At 43.2% G+C, this 23425-nt stretch carries 26 protein-coding genes; 8 read left to right on the top strand and 18 right to left on the bottom strand.

What is annotated here, in order from left to right; genetic code table 11:
• Positions 1–75: 75 nt before the first annotated feature.
• From rho to fsa, 4 genes are all read right to left on the bottom strand, one after another.
• A complete protein-coding gene (gene rho, locus BO48_RS05335; RefSeq protein ID WP_496366382.1) occupies positions 76–1392 on the bottom strand; it encodes a transcription termination factor Rho in 1317 nt (438 codons plus the stop codon).
• Positions 1393–1554: 162 nt separating this feature from the next.
• Positions 1555–2520 (bottom strand): class II fructose-bisphosphatase, encoded by a 966-nt coding sequence (gene glpX, locus BO48_RS05330; protein WP_496366381.1) that lies wholly within the window; start codon positions 2518–2520, stop codon positions 1555–1557.
• Between the two features lie 106 nt (positions 2521–2626).
• Positions 2627–3889 (bottom strand): UDP-N-acetylglucosamine 1-carboxyvinyltransferase, encoded by a 1263-nt coding sequence (murA, locus tag BO48_RS05325; protein WP_496366380.1) that lies wholly within the window; start codon positions 3887–3889, stop codon positions 2627–2629.
• A gap of 30 nt (positions 3890–3919) precedes the next feature.
• A complete protein-coding gene (gene fsa, locus BO48_RS05320) occupies positions 3920–4564 on the bottom strand; it encodes a fructose-6-phosphate aldolase (protein WP_052254787.1) in 645 nt (214 codons plus the stop codon).
• A gap of 218 nt (positions 4565–4782) precedes the next feature.
• On the opposite strand from fsa, the gene BO48_RS05315 reads away from it, so the two are divergent.
• A complete protein-coding gene (locus tag BO48_RS05315) occupies positions 4783–5295 on the top strand; it encodes a DUF2529 family protein (protein ID WP_496366379.1) in 513 nt (170 codons plus the stop codon).
• Between the two features lie 23 nt (positions 5296–5318).
• Here BO48_RS05315 and pyrG read toward each other — a convergent pair whose 3' ends face one another.
• The 3 genes from pyrG to BO48_RS05300 form a co-directional block, all read right to left on the bottom strand.
• Positions 5319–6914 carry a CTP synthase gene (gene pyrG / locus BO48_RS05310; protein WP_496366378.1) on the bottom strand — a complete coding sequence of 532 codons (1596 nt, stop codon included), beginning with the start codon at positions 6912–6914 and terminating at the stop codon, positions 5319–5321.
• Positions 6915–7048: 134 nt separating this feature from the next.
• A complete protein-coding gene (rpoE, locus tag BO48_RS05305; protein WP_496366377.1) occupies positions 7049–7582 on the bottom strand; it encodes a DNA-directed RNA polymerase subunit delta in 534 nt (177 codons plus the stop codon).
• A gap of 72 nt (positions 7583–7654) precedes the next feature.
• Positions 7655–8494, bottom strand: coding sequence for a GNAT family N-acetyltransferase (locus tag BO48_RS05300; protein ID WP_496366376.1), 840 nt, complete (start codon positions 8492–8494; stop codon positions 7655–7657).
• Between the two features lie 351 nt (positions 8495–8845).
• On the opposite strand from BO48_RS05300, the gene BO48_RS05295 reads away from it, so the two are divergent.
• From BO48_RS05295 to BO48_RS05285, 3 genes are all read left to right on the top strand, one after another.
• Positions 8846–10429, top strand: a complete 1584-nt coding sequence (locus BO48_RS05295; RefSeq protein WP_496366375.1) for a BCCT family transporter — start codon at positions 8846–8848, stop codon at positions 10427–10429.
• 63 nt (positions 10430–10492) lie between these two features.
• On the top strand, positions 10493–11296 hold the full coding sequence (gene coaW / locus BO48_RS05290; protein ID WP_496366374.1) for a type II pantothenate kinase: 804 nt from the start codon (positions 10493–10495) through the stop codon (positions 11294–11296).
• 72 nt (positions 11297–11368) lie between these two features.
• Complete coding sequence (locus BO48_RS05285; protein ID WP_496366372.1) at positions 11369–11992, top strand: hypothetical protein; 624 nt, start codon at positions 11369–11371, stop codon at positions 11990–11992.
• Between the two features lie 41 nt (positions 11993–12033).
• Here BO48_RS05285 and BO48_RS05280 read toward each other — a convergent pair whose 3' ends face one another.
• From BO48_RS05280 to BO48_RS05265, 4 genes are all read right to left on the bottom strand, one after another.
• A complete protein-coding gene (locus BO48_RS05280; protein WP_496366370.1) occupies positions 12034–12450 on the bottom strand; it encodes an OsmC family protein in 417 nt (138 codons plus the stop codon).
• Between the two features lie 39 nt (positions 12451–12489).
• A complete protein-coding gene (locus BO48_RS05275) occupies positions 12490–13710 on the bottom strand; it encodes an Nramp family divalent metal transporter (protein WP_496366369.1) in 1221 nt (406 codons plus the stop codon).
• A gap of 47 nt (positions 13711–13757) precedes the next feature.
• A complete protein-coding gene (locus BO48_RS05270) occupies positions 13758–14666 on the bottom strand; it encodes an agmatinase family protein (protein ID WP_496366428.1) in 909 nt (302 codons plus the stop codon).
• Between the two features lie 140 nt (positions 14667–14806).
• Entirely contained in the window at positions 14807–15154 is a 348-nt protein-coding gene (locus BO48_RS05265; RefSeq protein WP_496366368.1) for a carboxymuconolactone decarboxylase family protein, read from the bottom strand.
• A gap of 138 nt (positions 15155–15292) precedes the next feature.
• Between BO48_RS05265 and BO48_RS05260 the strand changes: the two genes are divergently transcribed.
• Entirely contained in the window at positions 15293–15670 is a 378-nt protein-coding gene (locus tag BO48_RS05260) for a DUF6176 family protein (RefSeq protein ID WP_496366367.1), read from the top strand.
• 57 nt (positions 15671–15727) lie between these two features.
• On the opposite strand, the gene BO48_RS05255 is transcribed toward BO48_RS05260, so the two are convergent.
• Positions 15728–15931 (bottom strand): hypothetical protein, encoded by a 204-nt coding sequence (locus BO48_RS05255; protein ID WP_496366366.1) that lies wholly within the window; start codon positions 15929–15931, stop codon positions 15728–15730.
• Between the two features lie 44 nt (positions 15932–15975).
• Positions 15976–16482 (bottom strand): GNAT family N-acetyltransferase, encoded by a 507-nt coding sequence (locus tag BO48_RS05250; protein ID WP_496366365.1) that lies wholly within the window; start codon positions 16480–16482, stop codon positions 15976–15978.
• Positions 16483–16705: 223 nt separating this feature from the next.
• Here BO48_RS05250 and BO48_RS05245 point away from each other — a divergent pair, with 223 nt between their 5' ends.
• The gene (locus BO48_RS05245) at positions 16706–17680 is read left to right on the top strand and encodes an NADH:flavin oxidoreductase/NADH oxidase (RefSeq protein ID WP_496366364.1); all 975 of its coding nucleotides are present in this window, start codon (positions 16706–16708) and stop codon (positions 17678–17680) included.
• A gap of 60 nt (positions 17681–17740) precedes the next feature.
• Here BO48_RS05245 and BO48_RS05240 read toward each other — a convergent pair whose 3' ends face one another.
• On the bottom strand, positions 17741–18379 hold the full coding sequence (locus BO48_RS05240; protein WP_496366363.1) for a class I SAM-dependent methyltransferase: 639 nt from the start codon (positions 18377–18379) through the stop codon (positions 17741–17743).
• A 22-nt stretch (positions 18380–18401) separates the two neighbouring features.
• Here BO48_RS05240 and BO48_RS05235 point away from each other — a divergent pair, with 22 nt between their 5' ends.
• Both BO48_RS05235 and BO48_RS05230 read left to right on the top strand, forming a co-directional pair.
• Complete coding sequence (locus tag BO48_RS05235) at positions 18402–19103, top strand: TMEM164 family acyltransferase (protein ID WP_496366362.1); 702 nt, start codon at positions 18402–18404, stop codon at positions 19101–19103.
• 15 nt (positions 19104–19118) lie between these two features.
• A complete protein-coding gene (locus tag BO48_RS05230) occupies positions 19119–19745 on the top strand; it encodes a hypothetical protein (RefSeq protein ID WP_496366361.1) in 627 nt (208 codons plus the stop codon).
• Positions 19746–19857: 112 nt separating this feature from the next.
• On the opposite strand, the gene BO48_RS05225 is transcribed toward BO48_RS05230, so the two are convergent.
• The 4 genes from BO48_RS05225 to BO48_RS05210 are packed head-to-tail and all read right to left on the bottom strand — an operon-like array spanning position 19858 to position 23393.
• Positions 19858–20703 carry an aldo/keto reductase gene (locus BO48_RS05225; protein WP_496366360.1) on the bottom strand — a complete coding sequence of 282 codons (846 nt, stop codon included), beginning with the start codon at positions 20701–20703 and terminating at the stop codon, positions 19858–19860.
• 21 nt (positions 20704–20724) lie between these two features.
• The gene (locus BO48_RS05220; protein ID WP_496366359.1) at positions 20725–21252 is read right to left on the bottom strand and encodes a chromate transporter; all 528 of its coding nucleotides are present in this window, start codon (positions 21250–21252) and stop codon (positions 20725–20727) included.
• On the bottom strand, positions 21249–21788 hold the full coding sequence (locus BO48_RS05215; protein ID WP_496366358.1) for a chromate transporter: 540 nt from the start codon (positions 21786–21788) through the stop codon (positions 21249–21251). Before BO48_RS05215 ends, BO48_RS05220 begins: the two co-directional genes overlap by 4 nt.
• A gap of 15 nt (positions 21789–21803) precedes the next feature.
• Positions 21804–23393 carry a gamma-glutamyltransferase family protein gene (locus BO48_RS05210; protein WP_496366357.1) on the bottom strand — a complete coding sequence of 530 codons (1590 nt, stop codon included), beginning with the start codon at positions 23391–23393 and terminating at the stop codon, positions 21804–21806.
• Positions 23394–23425: the final 32 nt, after the last annotated feature.

Here is a 23425-nt window from a genome sequence, read left to right as displayed (position 1 = left end):
TTTTGTGGTTTTGCCACACAATACTTGTGTATTATACATTGTAGCACTTCAAAAATCAACCATTTTCAAAGTATTTTATATTACAGGTTTGCCTGACTTTTGTGATGATACCATACGGTCCCGGAGGACATCAAAGAATTCTTCGTTCGACTCCGTCTGCTTTAATATTCTCAGGAATCTTTCTGTAAAGTCCGGTGCATCTGTAAATAGTTTTCTAAGCTGCCACAGTACGTCCAGTTCTTTCTTGTCTAACAGCAGTTCTTCTTTTCTTGTACTTGAACGACGGATATCAATTGCCGGGTAAATACGTTTCTCACTGAGTCCCCGGTCAAGGTGAAGTTCCATGTTACCTGTCCCTTTAAACTCTTCATATATGACGTCATCCATCCGGCTTCCTGTTTCAACAAGCGCCGTAGAAAGAATGGTCAGGCTGCCACCTGCCTCTATATTACGGGCAGCTCCGAAGAAATGTTTCGGGCGGTGTAAACTCGCCGGGTCCAACCCGCCGGATAAAGTTCGTCCGCTTGGGGGCATGACCAGGTTATATGCTCTTGCGAGACGGGTGATGGAATCCATTAAAATAATGACATCTTCCCCCATCTCAACCATACGTTTGGATCTTTCAAGCAGAAGTTCTGCTACTTTCACGTGATGCTGAGGCGGCTCGTCAAAAGTTGAATGCACAACATCAGCGTTTTCTACAGAACGTTCAAGGTCCGTGACTTCTTCCGGCCTTTCACCAATCAGCAATATGAACAGTTTGGCATCTGGATGATTTGCCGCGATTGCATTTGCAATTTCTTTCAGCAGTGATGTCTTACCGGCTTTCGGCGGTGCAACAATCATTCCGCGCTGTCCGAAACCGATCGGTGTGACCAGGTCCATAATGCGTGTGGATAAGCCGCTCCCCTTACTTTCAAGGTGTATGCGCTCTTCCGGATAGAGCGGTGTAAGCGCCTGGAAATGAGGACGTTTCTTCACATCTTCAGCATTTTGATCATTGATAAAATCCACTTGCAGCAGTCCGTAATATTTTTCATTCTCTTTAGGTTTTCTGACTTTACCTGTGACTTTATCCCCTTTTTTCAGTTCGAATCTTCTGATTTGGGAGGCTGAGATATAAATATCTTTCTCTCCCTTGGAAAAGTTCACAGTACGGAGGAAACCATAGCCATCCTGCTGGATGTCATCGAGTACGCCCTCCATATAATAGTTGCCGTCTTTCTCCATTTCGGCTTCCATTATGGCAAGTACGAGTTCTTTTTTATTTAACTTGCTGTAGTTTGTCAGCTTAAGTTCTTTTGCGCGTTCGGTTAGCACCTTGGTGGAGTTACCTTTATATAGCGAATCGAAGGTTTCATACTTCAAGCCTTCTTTGTTTCGATCAGCCATGTATTCACTTCACTTTCATATTTTTGGATATAATTTGATGTATAATTAAAAAGTCTAAAGAGGAATTTTGAAGATGTTGTGTGATGAACAACTGATATTCTACATTATTTAAGTATAAAAGAAAAGAAGCATATCATTTTTTCAGATACACTTCTGTAAAATCTAATCTTCCATTACCATATTCGGTTTCTTCTGCAGACTATGGCGTCCGTTGATGAAACGTACCGTACCGGACTTGGCTCTCATGACCACTGAGGATGTTTCTGCATAGCTTCCTTTGAACTGGATGCCTTTCATCATTTCTCCGTCAGTCACTGCTGTTGCAGCAAATATCGCATCGTCACCTTTGACCAGGTCATCCATCATGAATTTCCGCTCAGGATCCACACCCATGGACTCACAGCGCTCTGCATCCCCGTCTCTCATAGGAACAAGCCTGCCCTGGAAATCACCGCCCAGACATTTGATGCCCACTGCAGAAATCACGCCTTCAGGTGCACCGCCGATTCCGAGCATGATGTCGACACCTGTCCAGTCAAAACAAGTATTGATGGCACCTGCAACGTCGCCATCATGGAAAAATTTGATGCGTGCGCCGGCCGCCCTGATTTCATCTATGATTTTCTGGTTTCTGTCTCTTTTTATAATCGTAACTGTAACTTCCGATATGCTTTTGCCTTTGGCCTTTGCCACTGCTTCCAGATTGTCAGTCACTGAAAAATCCAGGTCCACGACCCCGCGGCATTCCGGACCGACCGCGATCTTATTCATATACATATCAGGCGCATGCAGTAAATCGCCTTTATCGGCAACAGCAAGTACCGTCAGAGCATTCCATGCCCCGTTTGCTACAATCGAAGTGCCTTCCAGAGGATCTACTGCAATATCGATTTCCGGTCCTTCACGCGTGCCCAGTTCTTCGCCTATGTAAAGCATGGGTGCTTCATCGATTTCACCTTCACCTATAACCACTTTTCCTGACATCGGTATAGTATCAAATACAGTACGCATCGCTTCAGTCGCTGCGTCATCCGCCGCTTCCTTCATGCCTTTACCAACCCATTTAGCACTTTGAAGAGCTGCCGCTTCCGTGACCCTGACCAGCTCCATAGATAAACTTCTTTCCATGTGAGAACCTCCAAGTATTATTTCAAAATCAGTATATCACATCGAAAAATTGCAAGACATAATAAAACCCGGAGTTAATTATTTTCATTAATCCGGGTTCAATTTCTTATTCTACGGTTTCTCTCCATATGTCTGCACCGAGTTCTTCCAGCTTTTTCACTATATCACTGTAGCCGCGGTCAATGTGTTCGACATTATGAATTGTCGTCACACCATTTGCAATCAGACCGGATAATAATAGACATGCACCGGCTCTTAAATCACTGGCATACACATCGGCACCCTGTAGTTCAGATGGATAAATCAGAGCTGTTCCGCTTTTCTTTTCGATGTTTGCACCCAGGCGTCTCAGCTCGTCAACATGCCGGAACCGTGCCGGGTAAATCGTCTCCGTAATTTTACTCACGCCGTCCGTCAGAAACAGGAGCGGTGTAATCGGCTGTTGAAGGTCTGTTGCGAACCCGGGATACACCTGTGTTTTCAGTGAGACCGGCTTGTACGTTTCAGGGTGGGATAAAACGACATAATCGTCACCCTCTTCAATTTCAACACCGATTTCCTGAAGTTTTGAAGTCAATGATTCCATATGCGTCGGTATGATATTGTTGACCCGGTAGTTCTGGCCCTTGATTGCGCCGGCAATCATATAAGTCCCTGCTTCAATCCGGTCCGGGATGATACTGTGGCGTGTACCGCGCATCTTATCCACACCAAAGATTTTAATCGTATCAGTGCCTGCACCTTTAATATTGGCGCCCATCTTATTGAGAAGGGATGCTACGTCAACAATCTCCGGCTCTTTGGCAACATTCTCCAGAATTGTTTTACCTTCCGCCTGGCTTGCTGCAACCATGAGGTTGATCGTCGCACCGACACTCACAACATCAAAGAAAATCTTTGCGCCTGTCAGCTTTTCCGCTTCAAGATACATCGCCCCGTACTCATTTGTCACTTTTGCACCAAGTGCTTCGAAGCCCTTGATGTGCTGATCTATCGGTCTCGGACCGAGCGGACAGCCGCCGGGGAGACCAATCACACATTTCTTGAAGCGTGCAAGCATTGCACCCATCATATAGTAGGATGCTCTTAATGACTGAACCTTGTTGTTGGATAGAGGCATATTCTGTGCCTTTTCCGCGTTGATTTTAAGTGTGGTGTCCTCTAATTCAGTATCAATATTCAAATCGTTCAATAAACTCATTAAAGTATCCACATCAGAGATTTCAGGCAGACCTTCCAATGTCATTTCACCTTCAGATGCCATCAATGATGCAGGAATCAGTGCAACTGCACTATTTTTTGCGCCGCTTATGCCGACTTCTCCAGTAAGCGTTCTTCCGCCACGTACTTTAATCACTTCTTTTGTCATATACTTACTCCTTACTTGATATCGAGCGTTTTACTTATCTTTATTCCAGTCATTTAAGAATTGCTCGATTCCCTTATCTGTCAGTGGGTGGTCTGTCAATTTCTTCAATACTTTATAAGGTACTGTTGCTATATGGGCACCTTTAAGCGCAGCGCCATGGATGTGTCCTTCGTTTCTGATGGATGCCGCTATGATTTCAGTATCGATATCATGAAGTGCGAAAATATAACTGATATCTTCGATCAGCTGCATACCTTCAAGACCGATATCGTCCAGTCTGCCGATGAACGGTGATACGTATGTTGCGCCTGCTCTTGCTGCAGTCAACGCCTGGACAGTATTGAATACAAGAGTAACGTTTGTTTTAATCCCTTCTGCAGACAATACTTTGACAGCTTTCATACCTTCACCTGTCATAGGTATTTTAACAATGATGTGTTCATGCAGCTTTGCAAGCTCTCTGCCTTCTTCAATCATGCCTTCTGCATCAAGCGCAATGACTTCACCGCTGACAGGGCCCTGTACCAATTCACAGATTTCCACAAGACGTTCATGAAATGAGATATCCTTTTCTTTTGCTACGAGTGATGGGTTGGTTGTCACACCGCTAAGCACGCCCCACTCATGTATTTCTTTAATTTCGTCCATATTTGCTGTATCAATAAAGTACTTCATAATTAAAAATCCTCCATTACATCTTTTTATTCATTATATAAGAATTTTGTTTGTACCGGCAAAGAAAATGATGAAAGATTTTATACTCATCATTTAAACTATAATATCTTTCAATTAAAATATGATTAAAATCCGGCGTTGTTTTATTAGAATTCAAATAAACATTCATTTTATTGTTATGATGATATATGCTTAATTATAATATAGGGGTGATAATCATGGATAAAATATTACAGACTCAACTCATCAACATTTACAATCATATAGACGCTCAGGAAGAAGAAATCGAGATTGCTGCAAGATTATTATCTCAGGCGGTTCATGGTGAAGGCAACATCATCATCAAAACTTTTCACGACTTCAAAAGCATGGAACCCCTTCTTCTCCATGGGGAGTTGAAGCTGGGCAGCCCTTCTTCATTCAGTGCATTTGAAAATATCGATACACCGGACAGAATGCTGGTCGTTGCAAACATTTTCGATGATGAAGTAAAATCATTTGTAGACGAATTGAATTCACAGCCCATCGAATTTGTACTGATTTCAAATTATAACAGACATGAAAATGAGACGCTCGACAATGTTCACCATTATATCGACCTGTCCTCACCGAGGGAATTGATACCCACACCGAATTTCGATAAGATCGTAAATCCATATATAAATGCATTTACTTATCTATATTATCATCTGTACGTCCTGATTGACGAGATGACGAATGATGAATATTAAAAAATCCCCGGTTGGGGATTTTTTTATTTTATACTCGCATCAATCAGACCCTGGAATAATGGGTGTGGTCTTGTCGGTCTTGATAGGAATTCAGGGTGGAACTGCACACCCATAAAGTAAGGGTGATCTTTCAATTCTATCATTTCAACCAGACGGCCGTCCGGAGATGTTCCGGAAAATACCATACCGTGCGCTTCCAGCTGTTCTTTATATGCATTATTAAATTCATATCTGTGTCTGTGTCTTTCGCTGATAAGCTCTTTATTATAAAGTTCTTTCGCGATCGTACCGTCCTTCAGTTCACACGGAAAGCTTCCGAGTCTGAGTGTTCCGCCAAGGTCGATAACATCTTTCTGTTCAGGCATCAGATCAATGATCGGATGTGGTGTGTTCGGATCAAGCTCTCTTGAGTGCGCTCTTTCCAGACCGATGACGTTTCTCGCAAACTCGACTGTCGCAAGCTGCATGCCGAGGCAGATTCCAAGTACAGGCACATTGTTTTCTCTTGCAAATTTCATTGCCATGATTTTACCTTCGACTCCGCGCTCACCGAAACCGCCGGGTACAACGATGCCATCCAACTGACCTAATTTTTCTTCGTAATTATCAGAACTCACATGTTCTGAATTGATCCATTTGATATCGATATCTGTCTGACGTTCGTATCCGGCATGTCTCAATGATTCAGCTACTGACAGGTAAGCATCCTGCAGCGAGACATATTTTCCGACAATGCCTATGGAGACAGATTTATCGATATTGTCGAGGTTTTCAAGAAGATGCTTCCATTCAACCAGTTCCGCCGGCTCAGACGGTTTCAAATCGAGCTTTCTTATAACCAGATCATCCGTTTTCTGCTCCTGCAGTCTCATGACAATATTATAGATTGTTTCTTCATCACGGGCTTCGATGACATTTTCTTTTTCAATATCGCAGAACAGTGCAATCTTATCTCTTAATTCTTCCGCCATTTCATGTTCTGAACGCACAACAATCATATCCGGCTGAATGCCGAGACCGCGTAATTCCTTAACACTGTGCTGTGTCGGTTTTGTCTTCATTTCTCCGGCAGCTTTGATGTAAGGCAGTAAAGTACAGTGGACATACATGACATTTTCACGTCCGATATCACTGCGCATCTGTCTGATACTCTCAAGGAACGGCAATGATTCGATATCACCGATCGTACCGCCGATTTCTGTGATGACAACATCGGCTTTTGAAACCTCTCCCGCTTTGATCAGACGTGATTTGATTTCATTAGTGATGTGCGGGATAACCTGCACAGTCGCACCAAGATAGTCTCCGCGACGTTCTTTTCTGATCACTTCAGAATAGACTTTTCCGGCCGTTACGTTTGAGTATTTATGTAGATTGATATCTATGAAACGTTCATAGTGGCCGAGATCCAGGTCTGTTTCAGCACCGTCTTCAGTAACGAATACCTCGCCGTGCTGATATGGACTCATCGTTCCAGGGTCCACGTTCAAGTATGGATCGAACTTCTGGATCGTCACTTTATAACCGCGGTCTTTCAATAATCTGCCAAGCGATGCTGCTGTAATTCCTTTACCGAGTGAAGATACAACTCCTCCGGTAACAAAGATATATTTTGTCATCTTTCTTCCTCCTGTAAAAATAAAAATGCTCCCTTTCACGCAACGTGAAAAGGAGCCGTTCTTTATCTTCCCTACTTTAGGGAGCCCAAATAAAATAATAGCACTTCTGGGAATAAAGTCAACTATAAGTTGAGTTACACACTTTGCTCATCGTCTTCGTATGAGTCTTCCAATTCATCAGTATCGTCATACTCAATCGTTTCATCGATTGACTCGTCGATCGCTTCGTCTATTTCCTCATCTTTATTATCATTCAAAGGTGTTTCCAGATCTTCAGTGTCTCCGTCAACGAGCTCTTTATCCTGGTCGAACGCATCTTCAACAGTATCATCTTCTTCGTATACTTCAGGCTCTTCTTCTTCAGTCGCAAGCTCTATTTTGTGAATTGTCGGCGCAACCTTATCAGAAATATCATCTACTGAATACCAGTCTCTCAGTCCCCAGATATTTTCACCTGTAGACAGGAAACGGCCGTCCGTGTTCAAATCCGTATAGAATTGCAGAATACGGTTTTCTATCTCATCTTCATTATAGTTGCCCACTTCTTTGAATTTATCTATGATCTCATATAGATCAGCGTCTTTCCCTTTGTCTTCCAGGTAAATAAACGACATGTCTATAAATGAATTCTCATCCATCATTTCTTTTGAATAATTATCTATCCTCATTGATTTACATCCTTTCGTCCGCTCGTATCTTTAGATATGATACAGTTATTTAACTGATGAATCAAGAAGTATTTAATATTTGATATACTTTATATATAGATCATCTTCATCCGTCTCTTTAAAGCGTGCGAAACCGACATATTCAAATAACTGATTGATGCTTTCATCTTCATCCACCGCTACAGCAAGTTCCGAGATTTCTTTCATATTCCTTCTGAGAAAAGTGCCAAGTTGCCTTAGGGCACTTGAAGCAATCCCCCGATTTCTTTCATTCTCATCGACATAAATATTTTTTATGAAGAGTGTTTCTTCTTCGGCTGTGCCTTCAACATAACCAATCACTTTTTCATTATCAAGAATAATGTCTATTTTAATTTTTGGTGACTCTATACTTTCCTCTACCACTAATTTGATATTACTAACATACTTCTGGTCAAGATCTAAATGATACAGCCGCTCAAGTCCGATCGGTCCGTCTTCTTTAGTTGCTGTATGAATAAAACCGGCTCTTTCATAAAGGTTCCAGGCCGCAGCATTATCAGTATCCACCACAAGGTGCAGATGGTCGTAATCTGAAAAATGTTTCTGTACAAATATAGGAAGGTTCAAAGCCACTTTTGTACCGTAACCCTTTCCCTGTACGCTTTCATTTATGGATAAAGAGCGGACAAACACGACTTCTCTGCGTGTGTCATAGCCTTCATGACGGTAATGTTTGTGAAGTATGAAGAATCCGACGATTCCGTCTTCACCGTTGACAACAACGCATGGCTGACGCTCTTCGTCACCCAGTGCATCGTTCAGCACATCAAGCGGCAGACTGGTAAATTCAAGCTGCTGTTCACTGAGTTTAAAATCCTTCAGTGCGGCTCTGTCATTCTCTTCAAATGGCCGTATATCAATATTATTCATAAATTTCGTCCCCTTTTTGACATATGTATTTATTTTGTTATGATACAGAATATACAAATTGAATTTCAATTATACTCTATCTTCACTTTCAAAATAATCCTAAGTGTAATTGTAGAAAGATCATATTTAGTGTATGATTTTCCTATATTATACTAAAAGATGTAAGTTTTACTTAAGCAAAATCTATTAAAGTAATTTAATTGACAAACACACAGCCAATTATCTTACTATCAGCGAAATGCCGCTGGTACGAGGTACCAGCGGCATTCTTTATGGACGCCACCAGAACAGACATCTCTGCGCATTAAAACTGTAAAAAAGCTGAAAATTATTTTTATGGAGGTTTTTTTATTGAGTAAAGAAACAGAACAGGAAGATCCTAAAAATACTAAGCGCAAACTTCCCGGCGAAGACGATGCAAAGCTCGGCACCGTTTTCTGGGGAGCCGGCGGCGTCATTGCAATTGCAGCATTAATGGCAATGTTTTTCCCTGAAGCAGTGGAAAACGCCTCGAGTAGTATTTACGACACTATCGCACGTAACTTCAACTGGTTATTTCTAATCAGTGTGTTCGGATTCGGCATGTTCCTATTATTCATGGCAATCTCACCATACGGCCGTGTAAAACTCGGTCCTGATGATTCAAAGCCTGAATTCTCATTCCGTTCATGGGTAGGCATGCTGTTCTCCAGCGGTCTAGGTGTCGGCCTCGTATTCTACGGGGTTGCAGAACCTATGGAGCATTTTATGATCGCTCCTTTCCCAGGCGGTGAAGTTGAATCATATGAAGCTGCGCGGGCAGCGATGGGCTATTCTTTCTTCCACTGGGGTATCTCACAGTGGTCCATATTTGGTGTAGCAGGTCTGGCCATCGGCTACAGTCAGTACCGTAAAAAGAAAAACGGTATGGTTTCTACATCACTTGAACCGTTGTTCGGCCAGAATTATAACAAGACCTCAAGGAAGTTCATTGATATCCTTGCTGTTATTGCTACAGTGACGGGTATGGCAACTTCTATCGGTCTCGGTATCCTTCAGATGGATGGCGGATTGAACTTTGCTTTTAATATACCTTCTGGACCAGTCACTCAAATCGTACTGACTGTTCTGATGGTTACTCTCTTTTTATTCTCAACAATTACAGGTTTAAAAAGAGGTATTAAGTGGCTGAGTAACTTGAACATGGCGCTTGCGTTGATTTTAACAGTGTTTGTTATGTTCATGGGACCATTTACATTCATCATGGAAACTTTTGTTCTCGGTATCGGGGACTACTTGAAGAGTTATGTCGGATACTCACTGAGAACCCAGCCGTATTCAGGCGAGACTTGGGTGCAGGAGTGGACAGTGTTCTACTGGGCATGGGTTATTGCCTGGAGTCCGTTTATCGGTTCATTCGTCGCCAGAGTATCCAAAGGACGTACGATAAGAGAATACGTGCTCGGTATACTGATTGTTCCACCGGTGCTGTCCTTCTTATGGATCGCTGCTCTTGGGGGAACAGCAATATACTCAGACTTGTTTAACGGCACTTCTATCGGTGAGATAGTACTGGATGACCAGACTGCCGCATTATTTACAATGTTTGATACGCTGCCGATGAGTCAGATTACATCAGCACTGGCTATACTGTTAATCTTCACATTCCTTGTTACATCTGCAGACTCTGCAACGTTTATCGTAGCAGGAATGACTTCAGGAAGCACTGAGAACCCTGCTTTACGCTTAAAGATTCTTTGGGGAATTCTGCTTGGGTTCTTAACAATCACATTGATTCTTGCAGGTGGACTGAGCAGTTTGCAGGCCGCATCACTGCTTGCCGGACTGCCATTCACAGTCGTATTGATATTGATGATATTCTCAGTATCGAAATCTCTCAGACGCGAGTCGAATGAAGCAATGAAACGTCGTCCGAGAAGATCAAAACTTAAATAATTGTACAAAATATTAAATGTCATTGGTATACTATTGCCAATGACATTTTTTTGGGGGCATATTATGAAAATTAGTATCGATGCCGGGGGCACTTTATTAAAAATAGTTTATATTAAAGATGATGGTGAAAGAGTGTTCGATAAGGTGCCCTCTTTGAACATCGATGACTTTATAGAAGATTTGAATAAAGACCATCCTGATGCCGACATTTATATCACCGGCGGTAAAGCGGAGTATATGAGCAGAAAACTGAACCATGATGTGAATATTTCCATCGAGTTCGATGCCACTTATATCGGCCTGAAACAGCTTATGGATGAACAGAATTTACATATTGAGCGTTTTGTATATTTGAACGTCGGCACAGGGACCTCATTCCACCAGGCTGATGCGGACGGCCAGAAAAGAGCCGGCGGTTCTGGCGTCGGCGGCGGTACTTTAATGGGCTTATCCTATCTTCTGACCGGCATTAACAGTTTCGATGACATAGTCAGCCTGGCAAAAGAGGGCAACCGCGATGAAATTGATTTGAAGGTCCATCACATATATGCCGGCGATGCGTCCCCGATACCGGGGGATCTGACAGCAAGTAATTTTGGTAACGTAAAGTCTGGGGACAGAAAGATCGTCAGACACGCGGATGAGCTGCAGGCTGTTATTGCGCTTGTTGCTGAAACTGTCAGTACAATCGGCATCAACCTCGCGGACGGCTTTGACACTGAAGATATCGTCTTCATCGGCTCCACCATCAGGGATAATGATGTCATGAAGGACATCATCAACAGATATGTATCATTGAAAGGCATGCAGCCTCACATCATTAAGAACGGTGAGTTCTCCGGTGCTCTGGGGGCAATGTTTGTATAGGCCATACAGGTCCTGGCATTTACGCGTACGGTGCTTTAAAATATAATTAAAGGACTATTATGGGGGGATTGGATGAAACTCTTGCTTTTAATCATTACGACACCTTTGTTTTTAATTTCCTGTTTAAGTACGATTACAGGAAATAATTCTGATGACCTTGAAACAGCAGGAGAGCCCGAAGAGGAAGTCGAAGAGACCGAAGAGACCGAAGAAAACGAGGAAACGGAAGAAGAAACTGAACCGCCCGAAATAGAACCGATCAATATCACTTCCGATGCTTTCATTTCAAATTTCTTCTCTGCAAGCTATGAATATCGCACAGTTTCACTGGGTTCCAGCTATGATTACATGGTCAATGCACTTGGAGAACCCAATGGAAGCGGTGAATTGACTGATGGCACATATTATCACTATGAACATATTGCTTTTAATTTCCCGGAATCTGCCGACGATACAGATACTTCGGAACTTAAAGCAGACGGTATAATCATTTTTCCTGATGAATTCACTAAAATGAATGCTGTGGAAAATTACGGCTGGCCGACATTGGATGATACATCCAATTTCCGAATGATGTATGACAGCGATCCGGATAATGGTTACTATGTCATGATGACTTATGACCAGCAGGACTACATCACCGAAATCGTGCTTCACAGTAAAGATTTTCAGGATACATCATTGAGTGATGACTAATAAAAAATGTTTCCCGGTCGTTTTGGTCCGGGAAACATTTTTTATATCTCTTTGCCATTTAAAACAGCTTTTGTTGTAAATTCGGCGTTTAATGAGTTGACTGCTGAACAATACTTTTCATGCGACAATTTCACCGCCCGGTTCAAAACCTTTTCAGGAACGTCCCCGTCCACCTTCACTGTAATCTGAATATCAGTAAAGCGTTTCGGTTCCGTTTCTGCACGGTCCCCGTCAAGCTCGAGTTCCAAATCAGTCACGCTGTCCATATGGTGTCTCATTATGACACACAGGTCGATGCCCATGCAGCCGGCGACGCCATGCAGTACCATTTCCATCGGTGAAGGCGCACTGCCTGAACCGCCCGCTTCTTTTCTTGCATCCATATTTACAGTGTGTCCTGAGACATCTGCTGTTGATTCAAAAGAGATGTTGCCCTGCCATTTCGTATTTACTTTCATTTTTATTCCTCCACTTGCTCATCTTCTGATTATACTTTACTAGAAAAAGCTGGTCACCGCATCAATCATGCTGTACAGCCCTAAGAATGTCACGACTGCCGTCACCACATACCCTGCAATATTCAATGCCAGAGGGTTTTTAAAATTGCCCATAAGACCTTTTTTATTAATCACTATCATGATGAATATCGCAATAATCGGTAAGATCAGGCCATTCAGTGCCTGCGCTATAAGCAATACTTCAAGCGGTTCAAAGCCGATTGCCGAAGTGATGATACCGATACTGATGACAAGTGCAAAAATCAGTTTATACTTTTTATTTGTGAATCCGCCCTTCCAGTGCATAAAACTGCTCACGGTTGCTGCAGCACCCATCGGTGACGCAATTGCTGATGAGAACCCTGCTGCAAACAGACCGACACTGATAAATACAGGCGCCAAACCTCCCATTAATGGTTCAAGCGGTGATGCAAGCTCTACGACACTTGTCACTTCTGTGCCCTGAATCAAAGCACCCGCAGTGATTAATATCGCTGCAGTAATCAGACCACCGACAGAAATCATTAAAATTGTATCGAGCCTCATATCAGACATCTTGGAAGTGTCTCCCCATTTTTCACTTGCAGTCTGTGCATGTATGAAGAAGTTGTACGGAACGACTGTAGTACCGATCAAAGCAATGACAAGCAGGATGGATCCGCTTGGTACTCCCGGTACAAAAGCGCCTTTGAAAAGTTCTGCAATATCAGGTCCCGCTACAAACATCGTTGTAATAAAAGTAATTCCCATAATGATGATCAGAAAGATCATCAGTTTCTCGATAACTTTATAGCCGCCGCTCAAAGCGAGAATTAAAATGATAACACCGAGAATCGGCGCGACTATATTTTCAGGAACATTAAATAAATATGATACGCCGAGAGATGTCCCAAGAAGATCGCCGCTGATGTATGCCGCACAACCGATGGCCACAGCAATCATCACAATATAGACTGATGCAAATTTAAGTATTTTGTTATCGAAAAGCTCTCTAATGTTTTCACCCAGCCCCTGCTTTGTCACAACCCCGATTCTTGCCACCATCTCCTGCAGAATTATCGTTGCAATAATCGCAAATATGACCGCCCACAGCAATGCAAATCCAAAACCTGCACCTGCTCTTGTTGCTGTGGTCACTGTTCCCGGACCAATAAATGATGCAGTAATAATAGCACCTGGACCAATCTCTTTCAGTTTATTTATAAATCTTGATTCTGACATACTATCATCCCCTTTTATTTATAAAAAAACAGGAGGTCACCCCTGTTTTATTTGTGGTGACCTCCCTCAATATGACCTGCAAGAACGTGCAGTACTGCAGTTGAAACAAAATGCGCAGAATTCTGGTTGGCATCCTGCATCGGATAAACTTCCACGTAGTCCATTCCGCACAGACCACGCTTGCCGAATTCATAAATCATCGTTAATAACTCATACGAATTCAATCCATTGCCGTCCACCGGACCGCCTGGGTTAAAAGCAAAATCAAGAACGTCGCTGCAAATCGTCAAATAGACGACATCAACATCTTTTGAAGCCATATCATAAATCTCATTTGCATATGCTCTTAAATCGCTCTGCTCGCGTATATCATTAATCGTCAGCGTTACAGCACCCGCTTCTTTTGCCGCCTTTCCATTTTCCGGCTTATTTCTCGGACCTTTGATACCAGTATGAATCAGACTTTCATTTCTCACACCTTCAGTTTCATATAATCTCTTGAACGGTGTGCTGCGGGCATACTTATCCCCTTCATAATCCTCATAGTTATCATAATGGGAGTCCAGATGAATGATCCCCACTTTTTTTCCTGTATTGGTCAGTGCCTTTACAATTGGATAGGACACGCTGTGATCTCCGCCGATACCGACGAGAAACTTGCCGCTGTTCCAAAGGTTTTCAGCGAACTCTTCAATGATGTCCACCGTTTGCGGAACATTATGCGGGTTTACAGCCACATCTCCGACATCTCCAAAACTCAGGTGATCTTCTATGTTTATATGATCGAGTTCCGGTAAATAAGTACTGTATCTTTGTGAAGACAGACGAATCTGCTTAGGGCCGAGTTCCACGCCCGTATAATCTCCCCATGTACTTGAAGCTTCCCATGGCACGCCATAGAAAAGTACATCCGTATTATATTCTGCCGCCTCCGTTAAATTTTCAGCCCCGAGCATTGGTGGTGTATTGCCGTAAATATTTTTTTCTGCCACTAGATGAACACTCCTTTAATATTTTTCATAGTAGAAGCCATATACCTTTCAATTAACCTAATATTGAATATATAAACCCGCTTAATAAAAACTTTCTGCTGCAGTTATTTATTCTCCCCGGTTGCCTCGTCATAAGCTTCCAGTGCTTTTCCGCCATAGACCATTCCGGGGCCGCCGCCCATGACTATAGCAACTTCTGCAATCTCTGCAATTTCCTGTCTGGAAGCACCGAGCCCCACCAGTTTATTGACATGGTTGCCGATGCAGCCTTCACATTTATCTGCAATAGCATAAGTCAGTGCGATAATTTCTTTCGCTTTTTTATCAAGTGCACCTTCAGCGTAGGCACTGTTCTGCAGCTTTTTATATTCTCTCATCGTTTCCGGCACAGTTTCCTGGATACGTTTTGTATTGGCCTGTGCACGTGTGTTCAACTCTTTCCATGTAGACATAGAATCACCTCTCCCATAATCTGTCTTTTTAAAACATTTTTACATATTAAATATAACAATGAAAATTTGAAAAGTGAATTGACAACCATTTAAAATGATGTATGATAGTGAAAGTGAATTTGAAAAGGAGGCTTGAAAATGCAGGTAGAGTTAACGAAATTTCGTATAAAACAAGGCAAAAGCGAATTGGTAGATGAGTGGATGGAGTTTCTGAATGAAAACATGCAGGATGCGCTGCTTTCACTGGATGGTGAAAAAATGTTTGTAGAAACTATTATGCGTGATACTGTAGGAGATCATGAGTATCTCTACTGGTATTCAATTCAAGCTGACGATGGCGACAGCAATTCAGATGTTGCTGAGTGTATCGACCGCAGGCATATTTCTTATTGGAACAGATGTATCGATAAAACATATCGCCCGAGAAACTTACAAAATGAAGTAGTCATGATTCCGCATCGTATAAAAGACTATATGCAGCACCTTGAAAATGAAGATAAAGCAGTCACAATATAAATGCATAATGAAAAGGTACAAAATCAAAATTGATTTTGTACCTTTTTTATTTCTGTATCATCTTTTTTCATTATCCCTGTCCCCTTTGGAATCCCGCGTGAATTTCACAATCAGCAGGGCAAATAAAACGACAAGGGAAAGTATCAGTATCAGACTGGCCACTGCGTTAAACACGAAGCTCTCCGGAAAAAATGCTATTCCCGTAAATATTAAAAGGAAGCCCAGCAGAACGCCGCCGCCCACCATTAAAATGGATTTCATAACAAACCTCAACCTTCAATCTTATAATAACCCCATCTGCAGAACTATTTGACGAACTTTGCCATCTGGATCAGGTCTGTATAACCGTCTTTCAGTTTCACCTGGTCTTTTTGTCTGCCTTCCTGAACGAAGCCCAGTTTTTCGTAAAATCGTATCGCACCTTCATTATTGGAAAACACGTTGAGCACGATTTTTTCAAGAACCGTACTTTCTTCTGCATGTTTAATCGCCCGGTCAATCAGCTCAGTGCCGATACCATGACCTGCATACTGCGGCTGCAGACTGACACCGAACTGGCAGACATGTTCAAATTTTTTGCGAGGGTTCTGCCTTAAATTCAATATGCCCACAATGCGGCCGTCCGCTTCCACCACCAGCCCCAGATCTTCCTTCGTCAAGGAGGTGATGCTGTCCTCCTGCTCATCAAGTGGAAGACCTCTGTCTTCAATGGGAGTGGCAAGTGTATCCGGATATGCCTCAGTCACAATTTCTTTATGTTCGATAATCTGTTCTGCATCTTTAATTTCAGGTTTTCTAATAATATATTCCATGCCGACTCTCCTATGCTATTTTACTATTATCTCAATTTTATCATGTGAAAGATTTATTACAATTTAAGTGTTTGAGAGAGTATCAGAGGCCGCATCACATCCCCCTTTTGTAATTCATTCAGTATTACAGCACCCTGTATCAAGCGCATCACCAGTCACTTAACTTTAAAGTATAAATTTTCACTTTATAATTAATATCCTCCAATGAAATCTTATTTTACGATTGCAATTGAGAAATAGAATCGTCATGGCGCCGATGTGTCAGTACAGTGCCAAGGACGGCATACCGGGCGACTGGCATACGACACATTATTTATCCCGCGCCCATGGCGGTGTCGGTATGATCATGGTTGAAATGACGAATGTCGAACCGAGAGGAAGGATTACACACGGCTGTCTCGGCATATGGTCTGACGGGCATGTTCCCCACTACAAACGCCTGGTGGATGCGGTCCACAAAACAGGTGCAAAAATCGGTATTCAGATCGCCCATGCAGGACGGAAGGCAGAGGACGCCGAAGTACCTGTATCATCCAGTGCCATCGCATACAGCGCCAAATATAAAGAACCGCATGAACTGACGACTGAAGAGGCAGAGGAAGTCATTGAAAACTACCGTCAGGGTGCCCGCCGTGCTATTGAAGCAGGTTTTGACACGATTGAAATCCACGGTGCACACGGTTATCTGATCCACCAGTTTTCAGCACCGCGTACAAATAACAGAAGTGATGCATTCGGCCAGGACTTGAGTTTATTCGGTGTAAAAGTCATTCAGGCAATGAAAAAAGAGATGCCTGAAGATATGCCGCTGCTGATGAGAATGTCATCGAAGGAATTCACTGACGGCGGATACGACCTGGACCACGGTGTTTATCTTGCAAAACAGTTTAAAGCAGCAGGCGTCGACATGATCCACGTTTCTGCAGGCGGCGAAGGGAAACCTTCACGTGAACGTTTCCCGGGTGCAACACCCGGCTATATGCTCCCTTACGCCAAACGCATAAAAGAGGAAGCAGACATCCCTGTCATCGCGGTCGGTATACTGGATGAGCTGGAAGATGCCGAGCGCGCGGTCACTGAAGCAGGCGCAGACCTGGTTGCTCTCGGGCGCGTGCTTCTCCGCGATCCGCACTGGGTACTGAACAATGATGAGAGTAAACAATTTGTCCCAGAACAGTATACAAGGGGTTACAATTAAAAGGATTTAAAAAGAGTATCATCCATTCCATGATGGATGATACTCTTTTTTTGATTTATTTTATTTTTCTGCTGAAGCGATGAGCACTGTTGCATCAGTTTTCACAAATATTTCTTTACCTTCATAAAAGTTTTTCACCTTTATATTTTTAAAACCTGCATTCTCCATCATTTCTTTCAAGTTACCGTGAGTAAAGCCATTCGTCACTTTCGGATGGGTCACTTGGTCATTTTTATCAAAGTCCACTATATATACTTCGCCGCCATCGGCTGATACATCATAAAGTTTCTGAATCAGTTTCTGATGGTCATTCACATGAAGCAGGACAAGAGACATGATAATCGTGTCTGCCTTGATAATAGTATCCGATTCCAGCAGATTCATTTCATGTGCTTCTGCATTTTCGATATTTCCAAGGTCTATCTTTTCCTTTAAAACTTTTACCATCTCAGAGGAGACATCTGCAAGATGCACCTTCTTGAATGATTCCGCAAGTTCAAGGCCGAGCAGACCTGTGCCGGCGCCGTAATCGAGCAGCACTTTTCCTTCGGTATTATGAAGGTGCTGTTTCAGCTCATTTAATATGACACCGGCCAGATGACGGCGTTCTTCATTATCATAACGTTTTGCAATCTCATTAAAAATTTCCTCATTCATTGTAAAACTCCTCTCAAGTCGTTTATTCTTAATTATAATCACTTACAGGAAGCGGTGCTTTTCCATGGATAAAATGATCAATCCCGATACGCCTTATATTGAACCCGGTGACTTCAGTTATTTTGTGTATATGGTTTTTCTGGCAATTGCCGCTTATGTAATATATCGGCTGAGGTTTAAGATTTCAAGAAATACGTCTTTGGTGCTGTTTGTATTCCTCATCATTTCCGTTTTTCAGAGAGTGCTGATCAATTCCTGGTATTTGATCAATGATGATTACTCCTTCGCCTATTCACTGCCTTTTCAGATTTGCCGCATCATCATCTGGCTGATTATTATCCAGTTCTTTGTCAGGAAAGATGTGTTGAATCAGGCGATATTCTATATCGGGCTGTTCGCGTATGCCGCTTTTTTCTATCCAATCGGCATCCACCCTGTTTGGCATATGGCCGGATGGTCATTTTTCATCCTGCACGCCGCCAACGTACTCTTCCCGCTGGCCATGCATTATGCGATGGGATTCGTTCCCTCATTAAAAGGCACCTTCCAGGCGTATGTCATATTTGCCGTTTATTTCTTGTTTGTTTACTTTTTAAATCCTATTGTCAGCGGCAATTACTTTTTTATTAATAACCGGCCGTTTTTCCATGAGATGAATGAAGGCTTATATGTTACTGTAAATCTAGCCGGTACATTCATCGGTTTTATGGCTGTATATTTTGTCATACAGCTTATTATTAAATTCAGAAAAAAACTTACACTATAGACAGGAGACACACGAATGACGGAACGTTCCAATAATAAACTCAATCCCCTTAAATACTTTTATATGTGCCTGCTTTTGCCGATCCGCATTTTAAATCACAGTAAGGTCGTATCAAAATGGGCAAGCACACTCATCAGCACATTACCTTTGATTTTGTTTCTTACACTTGCTCTGATGCCGCTGTACAGAGCTTTTGAATCAATGTTGGAAGTCGGCAGTTTAATCATAATGGCAGGACTCATTCTGCTGGTCTATTTATGGGTGTTTTACGCCGCAGGATTCCTCGTTTTTTATTTTATGAATAAAATCGCGCTTCAGCGTTCGAAAAGCACGGGCAAACTGCTGCATGATTACGGCGTGCTCGCATCCAGTACACAATTCATGCTGATACTGCTTGCGGCGCTGATACTCATCCTTCTTAATTCAGCCGCTGATATTACGATTGTATTTGTCATAACCATACCTTCAATCGTACTGGTCATGTTCATATATATTACGTTTGCGATTTTCATATTCGGTAAATATCTGGTTCAGGAGAAAAATGCCCAGACCCTCAAATGGATAGTGATGTTCATCATATTCCAACTACTTACAGCATTTATCTTTACCGTGCTGCCATTCATCATTTTAAGGTTCAGTTAGATTGTCCTTTTAAGACTGTGTGGTCAGTCATTCATGATCCCCAATGAGTGATTGAAGCAAAAATAAACCCCGCTGAAATTGAGAGTCACCTCAAATTCAGCGGGGATTTTTATTAATCACCAAATGTGGCCAATGTCACTTTATCCGGATCTTTACCGACCCTCTCATGTCGGTCGAGTGCAGTGATTGCCTCAGCTTCTTCATTCGTCAGTTCAAAATCGAATATATCTCCATTTTCTTTCACTCTGTCGGCACTGACGGATTTGGGTATCGTGGACACGCCTGTTTCCACGTCCCATCTCAACATGATCTGCGCAGGTGTCTTGCCGTATTTTTCCGACAGTTTCACAAGCACCGGTTCATCGAACATGCGGCCGCGCTTAAGCGGCGACCATGCCTCAAGCAGAATGTCGTGTGCTTTACAGAATGCTCTCAGTTCAGGCTGCGCGAGATGCGGGTGGTACTCAACCTGGTTCAGCATCGGTTTTATTTCACATTCATCAAAAAGATCCTGTAAATGATGCGGATTGAAGTTACTCACGCCGATAGCTCTTACTTTGCCTTCTATGTACAGTTTCTCCAGCGCTTTCCAAGTTTCCACGTATGTTCCCGGCATCGGCCAGTGGATTAAATAAAGATCGATATAATCCATGTCCAGTTCCTCAAGACTCTTATCAAACGCCTTCAAAGTGTTTTCGTAGCCCTGGTCCGTGTTCCAGACTTTTGTTGTCACAAAAATCTCTTCTCTCGGTACACCGGAATTTTTAATCGACCGTCCGACACCTTTTTCGTTTTTGTAGACTTTTGCCGTGTCAATGTGACGGTAGCCATATTCAAGCGCAGTCGCGATAGCTGTCTCGAGTTCGGTTTCATCTACATTTTTATAGACACCGAGTCCCATGACAGGGATTTTAACTCCGTTAGATAATGTATAAGTATCCTGTATAGATTTTGCCATTCTATCACCTTTTCTCTCTCTTTATAGTAACAATGCACCATAGACCAGCCCGAACAAAATGACGAGAGCCGGATGCACCTTGAATTTTGTCAGCATGAGGAAGCTGGCAATGATCAATACGACTGTGTGCACGACACCCGACTGGATGAATGCACCGCTGAAAAAGTCGTATGCGATGACGCCGAGCAGAATCGCAATGACGGGCCTGACGAGTGACGTCAATGTTTCAAACTTCTTGGTGCCCTTCATTTTGTAAAGCAGCCCTGCTAAAAATATCATCAACAGTAGTGACGGCAGGACAGCCGCAGTTACTGCAATGATTGCCCCCGGTACACCGCCGACCATAAAGCCGATATAACCGGCCATCTTAGTGATGATCGGCCCCGGCAGGCCGTTGCCGAGCGCCAGCACTTCCGCAAACTGCTGTGAATCCATCCACCCGTAGTTACTGACCACTTCCTGCTCAACAAGCGGGATGGACGCCGGACCACCACCGTAGCCGAGAATGCCGGGAATGAAAAACGCTAAAAATATCTGGATATATATCATGCTTTTCTCCCCTCTCTTCTAAGCAGGCTGAAGATGATGATCACTGCAATGATGATTGCGGGATGCACATTCAAAGGTACAAGGAGCACTAATGATACCAATGTGAAAGGAATCAGAAAGACCCAAGTGGTCTTGGCTTTTGCCTTGCTTAAAAAGTCGATGGTCAGCAGTGCCATCATGACGCCGACGACAGGCAGAACACCACGGCTCATGCCCTGTACCCATCCCAGATTCTTAAATTCGACAAATAACGTCAGAAGGAGGATCATCAGGAATATTGTCGGTATGATGGTTGCGAGCACCGCATTGACCAATCCCAGCCAGCCGCTCTTTATATAACCGATATAACCGGCGAGCTTGGTCGCAATCGGACCGGGCAGCGTGTTGCCGATGGCCAGCATATCTTGAAATTCCTCATCCGTCATCCATTTATGTATGTCCACCACTTCTGCTTTTATTAAAGGAATGGACGCCGGACCGCCGCCGTAGCCCAGCATCCCTACTTTAAAAAATACCCAAAATATTTTTAACTGCATATTCGCTCACTTCTTCTAATAAATTGATATGGAACCGTCCGTTCTGGATTCAGTTCCGCCGACATAACTGCCGTTGTCCTGCTTGATGATTACCTGACCGCGTCCGAAATGGTTCGGTTCGAGGTTAACATTGATTTTATGACCCCTTCTATTCAGTTCACGCGCAATATCCATGGGGAAGCGGTCTTCCACATCGACACTCAAGCCTTCCATGAACTGCCATCTCGGTGCGTCCAGCGCGCTCTGGGGATTCATGCCGTGATCAATGAGGTTCATCGCCACCTGGAGATGCCCCTGCGGCTGCATAAATCCACCCATAACACCAAACGGGCCGACAGGCGCTTTATCTTTAGTGATGAAGCCCGGAATAATTGTATGGAACGATTTTTTGCCACCGCCGATATAATTCGGATGGTTTTCATCAAGTGAGAAATTGTGCCCTCTGTTCTGCAGAGCGATGCCTGTATCCGGCACGACGACACCGGAACCGAAGCCCATATAGTTGCTCTGTATATATGAAACCATGTTGCCCTCGTTATCTGCTGTCGCGAGATAAACCGTCCCACCCTTCGGCAGGTCACCGTGCACCCGTTCATGTGCATAGCCGTCAATTTCTTTCCGGCGGGCCTGCAGATATTCCACATCCAGCAAATCCTCACTCTTCACTTTCATATGACTGCTTTCAGAAACATAAGCCGTCGTGTCACTGAACGCCTGCTTCATCGATTCGATCTGATGGTGATAATAGTGGCCGTCTTTCTCTGCAAAATTATCATCTTTAAGTATGCCAAGTGCCATCAATGCTGCGATGCCCTGTCCATTTGGAGGGATTTCATGAATATCATACCCCTTATAATTGATGCTGATCGGGTTCACGTATTCGACTTCGAAATCCTTAAGGTCCTGATGCGTGATCAGACCGCCGGTCTCTTCGGCGTACTTTACTATTTTATCGGCCAGATCACCTTCATAAAATGAGTTTGCCTTCGTGTTTGCGATGTCTTCCAAAGTGTCCGCATGTTTCGGCAGTGTTTTCACACCCCCTGCCTCGACTTCGCCGAACACTTCAAACCAATGTTCGATTTCCGGGAAATTCTCAATTTCTTTTTTGAATGTTTTATGTGCAGCCTGCCAGAATTTCGCAACTGTCGGTGTGATGACATAACCCTCTCTCGCCGCACGGATGGCAGGCTTTAAAACTTCTTTTAAAGTGAGTTTGCCGAACTTTTCAATCAGACTTGCCCATGCCGCCGGCACTCCCGGTACATTTACGGGCAACCAGCCGTATGTAGGTATTTCATTATGACCATGCGCTTTTAATGTGTCCATGGATACTTTATCCGGAGACTGTCCACTCGCATTCATGCCATGGAGTTCACCGTTCATCCAGGCAATCATGAAAGCATCTCCGCCGATACCGTTGCTGGTCGGTTCCACGACTGTCAATGTCGCTGCGGTAGCCACCGCGGCATCCATCGCATTGCCGCCCTGCTTCAATACTTCAATGCCCGCTTCTGTTGCCAGAGGGTGCGTCGTTGCCACCATCCCGTTTTTTGCATATACACTGTAACGACTGTTCTGATACGGATAATTGTTATGTTTCATATAATCCCCTTAATTTTATTATTTTGAAAATT

The sequence above is a fragment of the Lacicoccus kunmingensis DSM 17847 genome, assembly GCF_059568765.1.
The sequence above is the reverse complement of the archived record's forward strand: the minus strand, read 5'-3'. Positions and strand labels throughout refer to the sequence as shown.

Bases quoted from the DNA above. Each gene is read 5' to 3' on its own strand.
- BO48_RS05230 (WP_496366361.1), top strand. From the start codon at position 19,119: ATGACGGAACGTTCCAATAATAAACTCAATCCCCTTAAATACTTTTAT.
- coaW (WP_496366374.1), top strand. From the start codon at position 10,493: ATGAAAATTAGTATCGATGCCGGGGGCACTTTATTAAAAATAGTTTAT.
- rho (WP_496366382.1), bottom strand. From the start codon at position 1,392: ATGGCTGATCGAAACAAAGAAGGCTTGAAGTATGAAACCTTCGATTCG.
- BO48_RS05280 (WP_496366370.1), bottom strand. From the start codon at position 12,450: ATGAAAGTAAATACGAAATGGCAGGGCAACATCTCTTTTGAATCAACA.
- rpoE (WP_496366377.1), bottom strand. From the start codon at position 7,582: ATGAGGATAGATAATTATTCAAAAGAAATGATGGATGAGAATTCATTT.
- BO48_RS05220 (WP_496366359.1), bottom strand. From the start codon at position 21,252: ATGATATATATCCAGATATTTTTAGCGTTTTTCATTCCCGGCATTCTC.
- BO48_RS05300 (WP_496366376.1), bottom strand. From the start codon at position 8,494: ATGAATAATATTGATATACGGCCATTTGAAGAGAATGACAGAGCCGCA.
- BO48_RS05225 (WP_496366360.1), bottom strand. From the start codon at position 20,703: ATGGCAAAATCTATACAGGATACTTATACATTATCTAACGGAGTTAAA.
- BO48_RS05260 (WP_496366367.1), top strand. From the start codon at position 15,293: ATGCAGGTAGAGTTAACGAAATTTCGTATAAAACAAGGCAAAAGCGAA.
- BO48_RS05275 (WP_496366369.1), bottom strand. From the start codon at position 13,710: ATGTCAGAATCAAGATTTATAAATAAACTGAAAGAGATTGGTCCAGGT.
- BO48_RS05255 (WP_496366366.1), bottom strand. From the start codon at position 15,931: ATGAAATCCATTTTAATGGTGGGCGGCGGCGTTCTGCTGGGCTTCCTT.
- BO48_RS05270 (WP_496366428.1), bottom strand. From the start codon at position 14,666: ATGCTCGGGGCTGAAAATTTAACGGAGGCGGCAGAATATAATACGGAT.
- BO48_RS05235 (WP_496366362.1), top strand. From the start codon at position 18,402: ATGGATAAAATGATCAATCCCGATACGCCTTATATTGAACCCGGTGAC.
- BO48_RS05215 (WP_496366358.1), bottom strand. From the start codon at position 21,788: ATGCAGTTAAAAATATTTTGGGTATTTTTTAAAGTAGGGATGCTGGGC.
- BO48_RS05210 (WP_496366357.1), bottom strand. From the start codon at position 23,393: ATGAAACATAACAATTATCCGTATCAGAACAGTCGTTACAGTGTATAT.
- BO48_RS05265 (WP_496366368.1), bottom strand. From the start codon at position 15,154: ATGTCTACATGGAAAGAGTTGAACACACGTGCACAGGCCAATACAAAA.
- murA (WP_496366380.1), bottom strand. From the start codon at position 3,889: ATGACAAAAGAAGTGATTAAAGTACGTGGCGGAAGAACGCTTACTGGA.
- glpX (WP_496366381.1), bottom strand. From the start codon at position 2,520: ATGGAAAGAAGTTTATCTATGGAGCTGGTCAGGGTCACGGAAGCGGCA.
- BO48_RS05285 (WP_496366372.1), top strand. From the start codon at position 11,369: ATGAAACTCTTGCTTTTAATCATTACGACACCTTTGTTTTTAATTTCC.
- BO48_RS05250 (WP_496366365.1), bottom strand. From the start codon at position 16,482: ATGGAATATATTATTAGAAAACCTGAAATTAAAGATGCAGAACAGATT.
- BO48_RS05315 (WP_496366379.1), top strand. From the start codon at position 4,783: ATGGATAAAATATTACAGACTCAACTCATCAACATTTACAATCATATA.
- fsa (WP_052254787.1), bottom strand. From the start codon at position 4,564: ATGAAGTACTTTATTGATACAGCAAATATGGACGAAATTAAAGAAATA.
- pyrG (WP_496366378.1), bottom strand. From the start codon at position 6,914: ATGACAAAATATATCTTTGTTACCGGAGGAGTTGTATCTTCACTCGGT.